General features: G+C 60.0%; 10 protein-coding genes, 1 pseudogene and 1 CRISPR repeat array (1 of these 12 only partly in view). Of the genes and pseudogenes, 5 read left to right on the forward strand and 6 right to left on the reverse strand.

Going from position 1 to position 12,138, the window contains the following annotated elements; all coding sequences use genetic code 11:
* Window positions 1–1,608: direct repeats of the CRISPR family, unit length 29 nt; unit sequence GCTTCAATTGGACTAGGAGGAATTGAAAG; it begins 1,673 nt to the left of the window's first position.
* Window positions 1,609–1,779: 171 nt separating this feature from the next.
* Window positions 1,780–2,555 (forward strand): annotated as a pseudogene (locus tag Q5H89_RS16210) (IS5 family transposase).
* Window positions 2,556–3,003: 448 nt separating this feature from the next.
* On the opposite strand, the gene Q5H89_RS16215 reads toward Q5H89_RS16210, so the two are convergent.
* From Q5H89_RS16215 to Q5H89_RS16240, 6 genes are all read right to left on the reverse strand, one after another.
* A complete protein-coding gene (locus Q5H89_RS16215) occupies window positions 3,004–3,897 on the reverse strand; it encodes a hypothetical protein (protein WP_305020388.1) in 894 nt (297 codons plus the stop codon).
* 90 nt (window positions 3,898–3,987) lie between these two features.
* Entirely contained in the window at window positions 3,988–4,380 is a 393-nt protein-coding gene (locus tag Q5H89_RS16220) for a hypothetical protein (RefSeq protein WP_305020389.1), read from the reverse strand.
* Window positions 4,358–4,588 (reverse strand): hypothetical protein, encoded by a 231-nt coding sequence (locus Q5H89_RS16225; protein WP_305020390.1) that lies wholly within the window; start codon window positions 4,586–4,588, stop codon window positions 4,358–4,360. The genes Q5H89_RS16220 and Q5H89_RS16225 overlap by 23 nt, the downstream gene beginning before the upstream one ends.
* Window positions 4,566–4,976, reverse strand: coding sequence for a hypothetical protein (locus Q5H89_RS16230; RefSeq protein ID WP_305020391.1), 411 nt, complete (start codon window positions 4,974–4,976; stop codon window positions 4,566–4,568). The genes Q5H89_RS16225 and Q5H89_RS16230 overlap by 23 nt, the downstream gene beginning before the upstream one ends.
* Window positions 4,977–5,047: 71 nt before the next feature.
* Window positions 5,048–5,173, reverse strand: coding sequence for a hypothetical protein (locus Q5H89_RS16235; protein ID WP_305020392.1), 126 nt, complete (start codon window positions 5,171–5,173; stop codon window positions 5,048–5,050).
* Window positions 5,174–5,287: 114 nt separating this feature from the next.
* Window positions 5,288–5,632 carry a hypothetical protein gene (locus Q5H89_RS16240; protein WP_305020393.1) on the reverse strand — a complete coding sequence of 115 codons (345 nt, stop codon included), beginning with the start codon at window positions 5,630–5,632 and terminating at the stop codon, window positions 5,288–5,290.
* Between the two features lie 245 nt (window positions 5,633–5,877).
* Here Q5H89_RS16240 and Q5H89_RS16245 point away from each other — a divergent pair, with 245 nt between their 5' ends.
* The 4 genes from Q5H89_RS16245 to Q5H89_RS16260 form a co-directional block, all read left to right on the forward strand.
* Window positions 5,878–9,318 carry a helicase-related protein gene (locus Q5H89_RS16245; RefSeq protein WP_305020394.1) on the forward strand — a complete coding sequence of 1,147 codons (3,441 nt, stop codon included), beginning with the start codon at window positions 5,878–5,880 and terminating at the stop codon, window positions 9,316–9,318.
* Window positions 9,308–10,621, forward strand: coding sequence for an AAA family ATPase (locus Q5H89_RS16250; protein WP_305020395.1), 1,314 nt, complete (start codon window positions 9,308–9,310; stop codon window positions 10,619–10,621). Before Q5H89_RS16245 ends, Q5H89_RS16250 begins: the two co-directional genes overlap by 11 nt.
* Complete coding sequence (locus Q5H89_RS16255; protein WP_305020396.1) at window positions 10,602–11,510, forward strand: HNH endonuclease; 909 nt, start codon at window positions 10,602–10,604, stop codon at window positions 11,508–11,510. The genes Q5H89_RS16250 and Q5H89_RS16255 overlap by 20 nt, the downstream gene beginning before the upstream one ends.
* A 37-nt stretch (window positions 11,511–11,547) precedes the next feature.
* Window positions 11,548–12,138 (forward strand): DUF1156 domain-containing protein (locus tag Q5H89_RS16260; protein WP_305020397.1); only part of this gene is annotated, 591 nt, incomplete at its 3' end.

Consider the following 12,138-nt stretch of genomic DNA (forward strand, 5'->3'; position numbering starts at 1 on the left):
CCGATGTCGGGAAGGTCGTGCTTCAATTGGACTAGGAGGAATTGAAAGTGAAAGAACAGGATTCGGTCGGCAATCTGTTTGATTGCTTCAATTGGACTAGGAGGAATTGAAAGATCTTTGATAGGCGTTAAATCTGTCGATTGAAAGGGCTTCAATTGGACTAGGAGGAATTGAAAGAGGCTGGCCTGGTACAAGCCGGCAGCGATGCCAACGCTTCAATTGGACTAGGAGGAATTGAAAGTCGCTCTTGCTGATGAGGCCAGCCTTTAGCAGTTGGGCTTCAATTGGACTAGGAGGAATTGAAAGTTTTTCGCTATAGCAGAAGCGGCCATTCAATTCGGCGCTTCAATTGGACTAGGAGGAATTGAAAGAGCCTTGGTGGGTGATGGTGGTTGCGGCGGCTTCGGGCTTCAATTGGACTAGGAGGAATTGAAAGGATGAATTGGCCGGGCTATCTGCTGAAGAAGCAACGGCTTCAATTGGACTAGGAGGAATTGAAAGGAGAAAGGGCCGCTGCTCACTTTCTACATCGACAAAGCTTCAATTGGACTAGGAGGAATTGAAAGAAAAAATCAAGGAAGAAGACGCGAAGACGCGCCGCCGCGCTTCAATTGGACTAGGAGGAATTGAAAGCGCCAGTGCATGAATAGCATGACAGGATTTTTCAAGAGCTTCAATTGGACTAGGAGGAATTGAAAGTTACCCTTTTTAAGTATGAACCCCGAAACCACCACCGCTTCAATTGGACTAGGAGGAATTGAAAGCCGTATTCCAGTTTTATACTTAATGGGCTGCGAATAGCTTCAATTGGACTAGGAGGAATTGAAAGAGCTGCTCTAGTATCCAGGTGGGTTTGTATCGGCTGGCTTCAATTGGACTAGGAGGAATTGAAAGAACTGTTCTCACGCGCTACGCTGCACCGCCACAAAAGCTTCAATTGGACTAGGAGGAATTGAAAGTTGCTAGACCAGGCACTAGCAGCGGTTTCGGAGTAGCTTCAATTGGACTAGGAGGAATTGAAATCCGCGCCCGAGCTGGCCGCCGTCGAGGCCGCCGCGCCGCTTCAATTGGACTAGGAGGAATTGAAATAGCGCGTGCTGCTCGCGGCGCATCTACTTGCTGTACGCTTCAATTGGACTAGGAGGAATTGAAATAGCCCGAACAGGCCCTGCACCCCGAGCAGCAAATCGGCTTCAATTGGACTAGGAGGAATTGAAATAAATTTTGACGGTGAGCCCGCGCCCGGCCGGCATTGGCTTCAATTGGACTAGGAGGAATTGAAATTCGGCACCGACCACGACAGCATGAAAAAGCTCGTGAGCTTCAATTGGACTAGGAGGAATTGAAATGACACCCGCCCCGCCGGCCGGCTTCATGGGGCACTCGCTTCAATTGTACTAGGAGGAATTGAAATAGCGTCGCCGTAAAGGCTGTACACCAACGGGTCGGCGATTCAATTGGACTAGGAGGAATTGAAATGCCCGGCTGGGTTTGTTGACTTAGGCCGTCGGCCGGCTTCAATTGGACTAGGAGGAATTGAAATCGAGCAGCCAGATAGCCACGTCTAGCAGGCTTTGGCGCTTCAATTGGACTAGGAGGAATTGAAATATCTACAACCATCGCTTGGGCTCCATTTCTAGAGAGGCTTCAATTGAGCTAGAAGAAATTAAAATATTATTATCATATTATGTAATCCGGGTAACATAACAGCTTCAATTGGACCAGGAGGAATTGAAATATCGAGCTAGGAAGTGTTAACAGTAGGTGGTATGTCTGGGCATGGAGTATTTGCTAACCGCCGAGCAGTGGGCGCGTATTGAGCCGCTGCTGCCAGGGCGCGAAGGGACGAAAGGTGGCCGGGGCCAGGACAACCAGCGCTTCGTGGAGGCGGTTCTCTGGCTGACGCGCAACGGCTGCCGCTGGCGGGCCCTGCCAGCCGAGTGGGGCAACTGGCACACCACGTACACGCGCTTCCAGCGCTGGACGGCCTCGGGCGTGTGGGCCCGGGTGCTGGCGGCTGTACAACAAGACGATGCGCTGCACACGCTGCTGGTGGACTCGACGACCGTGCGGGCCCACCAGCACGCCAGCGGAGCGCGCAAAAAAACGGGCCACAAGCCCTCGGGCGCAGCTGCGGCGGCTTGACCAGCAAGCTGCATGTGGTGGCCGATGCCCGAGGCCGATTCCTGCGCGGCGGCCTGCCGGCGGGGCAGCGCCACGACGCGCCGCAGGCCTTGCCGTTGCTCGACGGCCTGGCCCCGGACTACCTCATTGCCGACCGGGGCTACGATTCCAACCCGCTTGTGGTCGCCTTGGCTGTGCGCGGCACACAAGCCGTGATTCCACCCCGGAGCAGACGCCGCACCCTACGAGCCTACGACGCGTTTCGCTACGCCCAGCGCCACCCCGTTGAACGGCTATTTAGCCGTCTCAAGCATTTTCGCCGCGTGGCCACGCGCTACGACAAGTTGGATGCGCATTTTCTGGCTTTTATTCAGTTGGCAGCAACTGTTAACACTTCCTGGCCGCCCGCCAGGAGCAGTACTGCCTGGTAGATTCGACAAATACCGGATGAGCCAGGTAATGGTGCATGTTCTGGCAAAGCGTAAGCGCATCTTTGTAGTACCTGACCAGCTTACTTTTTGAGTAGTCACGGTTGCCTTGAGCATCAATCGACGTAAGGCCCTGCCGCGAGTTGCCGTCTGCAATGTAATGGGGCAAAAAGGGGGCGTCGGCTACGGGCGCCCCGGCCACTACCAGGCCGGAAAGCAGGGGATAGTTCGTGAGCACGACCTTGACCACCGGCTTGCTGGCCAGGCCGGCCGCTAGGGTTGGTTGATTGGCGCTGATAAAATTGGCTTTCCGGTTTACTTAATTGGCGGCCTGTTCCACCCGCTTGTGCGCATTATACTTATCGCGAGCTTCCAAGGGGAGCCGATGCACTTTACCTCGGCAAGTAGCAGGCAATGCTCAAGCTCTAGTAATAAGTCGATTTGCTCAAACTTACCTGCTGCTGGGTGCCCCCCCCACAATTCGGATGTGGCGCAGCCGGGCCAGCAGGTCGGACAGTGGGTAACAGCGCCACGCGGCCGCCACCCAGGCGCGCAGGGTGCCCTGCACCTGGGCGTAAAATTCGGTGCCGTCAATCACCAGCCCGTCGGGGCGCACGGCTAGGGGCTCCGCCAGGCGAAAAAGCAGGGCCGCTTCGGCCAAATCCTGGTAGGGGGCAAGCTGAACCAGGCCGGCGGCGCGCAGGTGTCGCGGCGGTCGGGCGTGAGCTTTTGCCAGAGGGCAAGCTGAAACAGGCCGGCGGCGCGCAAGGCCACCGCTTCCGGCACCCGCAGCGTGCTGCCGCTGCGCAGCAGCTGCCGGGCCAGGTCCGGGCGGCCTAGCTGTACTAATTCGTCCACCAGGCCGGCCGGGTTGCAGCGGTCGAGGTGCTGGGTAAATTCGGCTAGCGCAAACAGAAACCGGGCCAGCAGCCCCCACGTCGCTGGTTTCGCGCGCCAGGTGCAGGCCCAGCTCGATGTCGCGCCGGATTTCGGCGGCGGGCTGAAAATCAAGGAGCTGCTGCCCCAGGCAGTCCGGGGTAATAAGCCGCAGAAACTTTTTGACCTTGCCGGCCCGGTAAAAATGGTAGCTGGCATTGCAGGCTTGCTTGGCTCCCGGCCCTTCGGCCCGCCGCGGTTTTTGCTTGCTGGCCCTCCCCACTTTTTGGTAGTAGATGGCCAGCCGCTTGTAGTAGTGGGCATCGGCCTGGCTGTCCGATTGCCTGGTCAGGGGGTTGCGCGCGGTGTGCAGCAGCACAAACTGGCGGCAGGAGTTGTGAAAAAACGACCAGCCCTCGGCAGTCAGCTGAAACAGGGGGCCGGCTTGCCGCACTAGGTCGTCCTGCACGGCCTGCGGATACCCCCGGGCGCTGATAAATTCCGGTTGGGCCGGTCCGGCCACCCGCGCCAGCAAGCCCAGTAGGTCCGTGAGCGCGGGCTACGCCGCCAGCGGCTGCCAGATGCGCACGTAGTAAGCCGTCAGGTGGTGGGCCGCACTGTGAACTACCAAAATGCCGAGCCAGATGCGCACGTAGTAAGCCGTCAGGTCGCCGTCAAACGCATCGGCCCCGGTCAGCACCTGGTCGGGGTCGTGTGCTTGCAGCAGCTGCCAGCACACGCAGGCCAGGTATCGCGGGTGACCCTGCGTCTTGTTATAGAGGGCTTTCTGCTGCGCTAGCGTTAGGCGCTGCGGAAGCCAGCAGGCCGCCGCATAGCCCGTCACTTCTTCCCGGCTCAGCGGCTCCATCGGCACGCGGCGGTCACTCTGGGCCCAGGCGGCCCGCAGCTCGGGGCGTAAGTCGGGCAGCTCAAACGACTGGCTGCCCAGCACGACCGACGTACACCCCCGCCGGTAGCCCGTCGGGCGGGGGCAGGTAGCCAGATAGGCTCGCGGTCACCTGATACTCGTGCGGCACGTGGTCCAGGCCGTTTATCAGGAGCAGGATTTTGCGGCCCGTGCTGGCAAAGTCCTCGGCCAGGGCCTCGAACTGCCGGCGCAGCGCCCCGCGTAGAAACTCATAGTCTAGATGCGGCAGCACGGGCTCGCCGTAGAAGCCCGCCTAGGTCGTAGAGCAGGTGCAGGGCTTCCCCGCGCCGGCTCGTATTGTCCCAGCTGCCGGGGGGGGCGGTAAAGTCGAAGGCGTAGTATTTCACCACCCGGACGCGTTCGGGCAGCGCCCGGACCCACTGCGTGAGTGGCGTGGCCTTGCCGGTGCCGGGGCCGCCCGCCACGAACACATAACCGCCCGGTAGCTGCGTCAGCCGCTCGTTGAGCGCGGCCAGCGTGCGCAGCGGGGACTGGTACTTTTGCTGGTCTACCACCAGGTCGTGGTTCGCCTTGGTACGGACGGGGTTCCAGCCCAGGGCTTGCAGCAATTGCGTCGCCGAGAATGCTATCTGCCGGTTGGGTAGCGCCAACTGGCCCAAAAGTAGTGGTAAAGCTGCACCTCCTCCGCTTCCTGCCGCTGCTGGTGCGCAGGGCTAAACGGCTGGTACGCCTAGAGCGGCAGCAGCACAAAATGCCGCGCGAATTCGTGCAGCTGGTCGGCATCCAGCCCGGCGAGCGCCCCTAGCTGCCGTAAGAGTACCTCCCACTTGGTTGCGTAGGGCTGCCCGTTCTGCATAGGGAGCCAGGCTTCGGCATAAAATTGCGGAAAGCTAAAAGCTACCTGCCAAATCGGAGCCGCTCAGCACCCGGTCGTGCCTCGACAGCGGGCGGTTGGTCAGCAGGTGCGCCGTTACTCGCTTGCCCCGCGCCCGGGGGCGTCGCGCAGGTGCTGCCAGCTGTGCATAAAGCCGGGGAGCACCTGCCGGAATTCAGCCAGCCCCAACGGCGTGCCTTTATTGCTCCACTTCACCTGGTACGCGTGCAGCTCCGCAGCCGTCGCGTATGGAATGTCGTCGAGCTTAGGCGCTTCAGGGTCGGCCAGGCACAGCCATTCCAGCCGGCCGCTTACCAGTTCGTGGTACACCAGCCGGGCAACTACGCTGAGCTGGGGCACGTAGCCGCTAAGGGCGCCCGGCTCGCCGGTGGCGGAAGATTGGGAGGAATTGCCCATGGTGCTGGCCGGCACCCGACGCATAAGGCTGGAGTGCAGGCGCAAACATACTGGCCGGCTACTTTGCGGGGCGGGGTAGGGGCCGGCCCCAGTCCAGAGAGCCCCGCAGCCTGGAAGATGGGGCGGGCCCGAGGCGACCAGTACATCAAGCTGTACTGTGCTTATGGCAAAAATCTCATTGCCCCAGGGCTAACCTGGCGGCGGGATATACCGGGACAGCAGGAGGCACTGATACCTTTGGCCTCCATCCGCCGCACTCCTTTTCAGCTATGCTGCTTCAACCGGGCCAGATTGTGGCCGACCTCCTCCCCACCGAGCCGGTGGTGCTCACCAAGGTGCAGCCGCTGGCCGGTATGCTGGCCCTAACCTACACCGGCATCAATACCCAGCGGGCTAGCAGCAAGGTCATCACCGAAGCCGAAGCCGAGCGCCTGCGCATTATCACGGAGGAAGGCGCGTTTGACTTCAGCGGCGACCCGGCGCGCTTCACGCTGTTTGCGGAGGCCGAGCGCATTCACTCAGCCCACCTGTTCGACCCACTGTTCGCGGTCAATTGCAGCCTTGTGGACCCGCTGCCGCACCAGGTAGAGGCGGTGTACAAGTTTTTGCTGCCGCTGCCCAAAATCCGGTTTTTGCTGGCCGACGATACCGGGGCCGGAAAAACCATCATGGCCGGTCTGCTAATAAAGGAGTTGATGAACCGAGGCCTAGTGGAGCGGGTGCTCATCGTGACGCCTGGCGGCCTCACCAAACAGTGGCAGGAAGACGAGCTGGGCGCCAAATTCAACCTGCCCTTTACGCTCGTCAACCGCAGTATTTTCTCGGCCGACCCGACCATCTTTAGTACCGCCCAGCGGGTGGTTACGTCCATTGATTTTCTCTCACGAGAGGACGTGCTGAACGTGGCCGCCAATGCGCACTGGGACTTGGTGATAATTGACGAGGCCCATAAACTCTCGGCCTACGAGTACGCCACCAAAACCTATAAGTCGCGCCGCTACGAGGCCGCCCAGCGCCTGGCCGAGCACTGCGAGCACCTGCTGCTACTCACGGCCACCCCGCACCGGGGCCGCACCGACACCTTCAAAAAGCTGCTGCAACTGCTGGATGAGGACATTTTTGCCACCGACGAGCTGGCCGCCACCCGCGTGCGCGAGCTGGAAAGCGACGGGCTGAACAAGTTCTTCATCCGCCGCCTCAAGGAGGATATGAAGGACTGGCAGGGCCAGCCGCTCTACAAAAATCGTTTCACCCAGACCATCGCCTACGAGCTGACCCTGCCCGAAAAGCGCCTCTACGATGCCGTGACGCGCTACCTAACCCAGCGCCGGGAAGAAGCTTCCGAGTCGCGCAACGTGCACGTGTCGCTGGCGCTCACCGTGATGCAGCGCCGGCTGGTCAGCTCCATCTACGCCATCCGCAACACCTTGCGCCAGCGCCTGAACGCCCTGCAAGCCGTGGTAGATGAGGTGGCCCGCAACCCCGCCCTCTGGCAGCAGCGCCACCGCCTCGAAGGCTACGATGTGGACAGCCTCGACGACTACGACGAACTGGGCGACGACGACCGCGCAGCCTTGGAAACCATCCTGGCCGACCCGCGCAAATTCCGGCTCTTTACCACCGCCCGCAGCCTGCCCGAGCTGCAAAATGAGGCGCGCGAAGTGCGCGAGCTGCATGCCCTGGCCGACGAGCTGTATACCGGCCAGCAGGCCGAGCGTAAATATGAAAAGCTGCAGGAGCTGCTGACCAGCCACCAGGTATCGGGGGGCGAAAAGCTCGTCATTTTCACCGAGCACAAGGATACGCTCGACTACCTGGCCCAGCGCCTCACCAACAATGGCTACCGCGTGGCCACCATTCACGGCAGCAAAACGGTGGACGAGCGCCGCCAGGCCCAGCGCGATTTTGCCCACCCCGCCACCCAAATTCTGCTAGCCACCGACGCGGCCGGCGAGGGCATCAACCTGCAATTTTGCCGCCTGCTCCTCAACTGGGACCTGCCCTGGAACCCCAACCGCCTGGAGCAGCGTATGGGCCGCATTCACCGCTACGGGCAGCAGCAGGACGTGCTGGTGCTCAACCTGGTGGCTAGCAACACCCGCGAGGGTCAGGTGCTGGAACGCCTGCTTTCCAAGCTCGACATCATCCGCCAGAGCCTGGGCGATGACCGGGTGTACGACGTAATTCAGGATGTGCTCGAAAACGTGAAGCTCGATGCCATCTTCGACTCGGTGCTGCACGGCCGCGCCACCGCCCTCGACGACCTGCTGGCCCAGCCCGCCGAAGCCCTAGCGGCCCGCTTCGCCGCCAAAATCAGCGAGCAGCGCGCCCGGCTGGCCCATAGCCCCGTGGACTACGGCAGCGCCCGCGAGCTAAAGGAAGACTCCGACGAAAAGCGCCTGCAACCCATCTACGTGCGGCTGTTTTTCGAGCGGGCGCTCACCCAGCTCGGCGGCACCTACGACGAGGTACGGCCGGCCATTTTTCACCTCACCCAGCTACCCGAGGCCCTCACCCGAACGCTGCGCCAAGAGCATAACCTGGTGGCCGACGTAGTAAGCCAGCTGCTGTTCTGCTTTGATAAGCAGGTGTTTCTAGACTATCAGCGTGGGGCCGGCGACCTGGGCCGGGTGCACTATATCAACCCCGGCAATCCGGTGTTTGATGCCTTGGTAAGCGTGGTGCGCCGCCAGTTTCGGGGCGACATGCTGCGCGGCACGGTGCTCATCTCGCCCGATGACCCCGAGGAATACCTGGCCTTCTTCGTCAAGTCGCAGCTCACCGACCAGCGCCCGCACCACCAGGGCGACAGCATCGCCGACGAGCGCCTGCTGCTGGTACGCCAGGTGCCCGGCCAGCCCTTCACCTACACCTCGCCGGCCAAGTTCCTGGATTTGCACCCGCCCACGGCCTTTGCCAAAACCGTGGCCCCGCCCGCCGTGGTGCACGCCGACGAGGTGGTGGCCTGGGGCTTCGAGTACGTCACCCTGCCCCGGCTGGCCGATACCCAGCAGCGCGTGCAGGCCGATGCCGAGCGCCGCCGCGACTACCTGGAAACGGCGTTTACGCACCTGGTCATGGAGCTGTCGGGCGAAATCACGGAGCTGCAAAGCAAGCTCTTATTTCAGGGTCACGACAGCCGCGTGCACGACAAGCTGGAGCACAAGCAGCAGCGCATCAACGCCCTGATAGCCCGCAAGCAGCAGCGTCTGCGCCTGCTCGACGACCGCCTGCGCCTCACCCCCAAGCTGCCCGAGGTGCTGGGCTGCGCCTGGGTGGTTCCCCTGTCCGGCGTCGAGTACCAGGGCCACTACGGCATGAGCCGCGACCCCGAGGCCGAGGCCATCGCCATGCAAACGGCTATGAATTACGAAACCGCCCAGGGCTGGACGCCCACCGACGTATCGGCCCGCAACGAGGGCTACGACATCCGCAGCACCAGCCCCGAGCACCTCAAACGCTACATCGAAGTTAAAGGCCGCAGCGGCCCCGACGGCAGCGTGATGCTGAGCGAGAATGAACTCAACCGCCTCGCCCAGCTCGGCGATGCGGCCTGGCTCTACATCGTGGTCAGCTGCAAAAGCCAGCCCACCCTGCACCGCATTCAGAACCCCGCCAACAGGCTTACTTTTGAGCAAAAGAGTAGGGGAGTACAATATTTTCTGCCCATGCGCGAGTGGCAACAAAAAGAAGCAGCCGATGTACGTTGAAGCGGTAGATATTAAGAATATCCGGGGGCTGAAAAGCCTCGCTATAAGCTTTCCAAAGCCCGCTGGCTGGCACGTTATTATCGGGGACAATGGAACTGGTAAATCGACCTTATTGCGGTCTGTTGCGCTGGCATTGATGGGGCCAGGCGATGCAAAAGCCCTTCGCATAGATTTCAGCGACTGGCTGCGTCGGAGCTGCGATAGTGCTAGAATTAGCCTTACAGTTCGGCGGGATGCGCGTTATGATGGCTACGCAGGCCGTAGCCGACCACTCGTACAACCGTTCAAAGCGAACATTGAGTTTGTGCGCGAAAACCTTAGCCCAGCGCTAAGCTATGTTGAATTGAAAGGAACCGGCAACGGTCGCATCTCACCTAGTAATTACATCTGGAGCCAAAAAGATGGGTGGTTTGCCGCCGGATTCGGTTCGTTCAGGCGGCTACATGGTGGCGATACGAATTTGCTCAAGATATATTCTTCTTCTTCGCCAAAGGCAGCAGCGCTTTTTTCACTTTTCAACGAAGATTTGGCGTTGACTGAAGCGTTATCTTGGTTAAAGGAAAATGATTACCGCTGGTTGAAAACCATTGAAGAAAGTACGGTAAGCCGGCCTGGCGACAGTGTACTGGTTTCCAATTTAAAGATACTCATTAATACTAGCGGCTTGCTGCCACATGGCGCCAAATTCATTAAGATGGGGGCTGACGGGCCGCTGTTCCAAGATGCTAACGGTGCCCAAGTTGACGTAAGGCAAATGAGCGACGGCTTTCGCTCGGTACTAAGCATCGCGTTTGAACTGATTCGCCAACTGGTTTTATTGTATGGGGAAAAAGAAGTATTCAAGCGGTTATTACTCGAGCAGCCGGAAATTGCCGTGCCAGGTGTGGTACTGATAGATGAAATAGATGTTCACCTGCATCCCACTTGGCAAACCCATATTGGCCAGTGGTTCACCAAGCATTTTCCCAACATCCAATTCATCGTAACCACGCACAGCCCGCTGGTATGCCGGGCCGCCGAAAACGGCAGTATTTACCGCCTGGCCGCGCCCGGTTCCAACGAAAAATCGGGAGAGGTAACGGGTATTGAGCGTGACCGGCTGATTTACGGTAATATCCTGGATGCTTACGCCACGGATGCGTTTGGTGACGACGTAGAACAGTCGCCAGAAGCACTTGATAAACTTAAACGACTGGCCAGCCTGAATGCTCGTTTTGCCTTCGGGCAGTTATCGAAGGAAGAAGAGAAAGAAATGTGGCACCTGCGCAAAATTTTTACGACGGATGCTCCAGCTGAATCCTAAAGCAGTAGACCCAACTGCTGCTGCACACCTAACCGCACAGCAGACGGATGTGGACGGCAGCGGTAGTTTTAGCGACCGGGTAGAGCGGGCCCAAGGATTGTGGGACCGTAAGACCAAAGTGGCGGGCGGTGCGGCAGCCTTTCAGCGCATAAAAGCTGACTTGACGGCGATGTGTGTCGGGGTCGAAATCTGCAATTATTGCGAGAACAACGAAGCCACGGACGTGGAGCACATTTTCCCCAAAAGCTCCTTTCCGGAAAGGACGTTTGAATGGGAAAACTACATCCTGGCTTGTAAGACCTGCAACACGACTTACAAAAGTGATGACTACGCCGTGTTTGACCCAGCACATTCAGGCACGATAAAGGAACTAACGCCCCGCGACCGCCCCCGTCCGGTGCCGCCAACCGACGATAGCGCCTTTATCACACCGCGTTTGGAAGACCCGCTTTATTTCCTATGGCTGGACGTTGCTGGCGGCACCTTCGTGTTCAGTGAGCACCCGCTGCTTACCTCGTCTCGTGAGAAGGCCAAGGCTGCTTATACTATCAAACTATTGCAACTCAGTGACCGGCCAGCGCTAACGGAAGCCCGTAAGAAAGCCTTCCTGTTTTATCGTGACCGCCTGCGCGATTGCGCCGAGGCTGAGCAGGCCAAAACCCACACCCAATTGGCTCGACTGGTGGCCAAGCTGGAACCGGACCATGAGCGGGTGGACCGCGCCAAGCCTTTGCGGCAGGAACAAGACCGGGTGATTCAGGCCATTCGCCGTGCTATTCAAACCAACGCGCATCCTACCGTTTGGCACGAGATGAAGCGGCAGCGGCAATTAGTCCCAGCCATTGACCGCTGGTTTGCACAAGCCCCGGCTGAAGCCCTAACTTGGTAGTCTTTTTCCTTCGCTAGCGCTGTTTGCTGTTCTTTCCATGCCCACCCCCGCACCCTGCAAAAAACTGATTGAAGTGGCCATGCCGGTCAAGGAAGTGTCGGCCGAGAGCGTGCGCGATAAGTCCATTCGCCACGGCCATATCTCGACGCTGCACCTGTGGTGGGCGCGGCGGCCGCTGCCCGTGTGCCGGGCAGTGGTGTTTGCCTCGCTCGTGCCCGACCCCGACGACGACAACTGCCCACCCGTGTTCAAAGCCGCCGTGGCGCACCTGCTGGGGCCGGACCAGAACCCCGGCGACCCGTACCGGCCCTACGACGACATCCCGTACACGGCCGCCGTCGATAGCCTGTCCGATACGCTCCGCAACCGCCTGCTGATGTTCGTGGGCAAGTTCTCCGATAAGTTTGCGGCTAACGAAAACGCCGGCCGTAAAACCAACGCCAAGGAGCAATTGGCCCCAGCGAGTCTCGTGCGCTGGGAAAGTAAAAATGACCCCGCCATCATCGGTCGTGCTCGCAGGCTCATCTGGGTGGCTCACAACGCCCTTTCTAGGGGGGGGGGGGGGGGGGGGGGGGGGGGGGGGGGGGGGGGGGGGGGGGGGGGGGGGGGGGGGGGGGGGGGGGGGGGG

It is taken from the genome of Hymenobacter cheonanensis (genome assembly GCF_030581075.1).
Lineage (GTDB): Bacteria > Bacteroidota > Bacteroidia > Cytophagales > Hymenobacteraceae > Hymenobacter.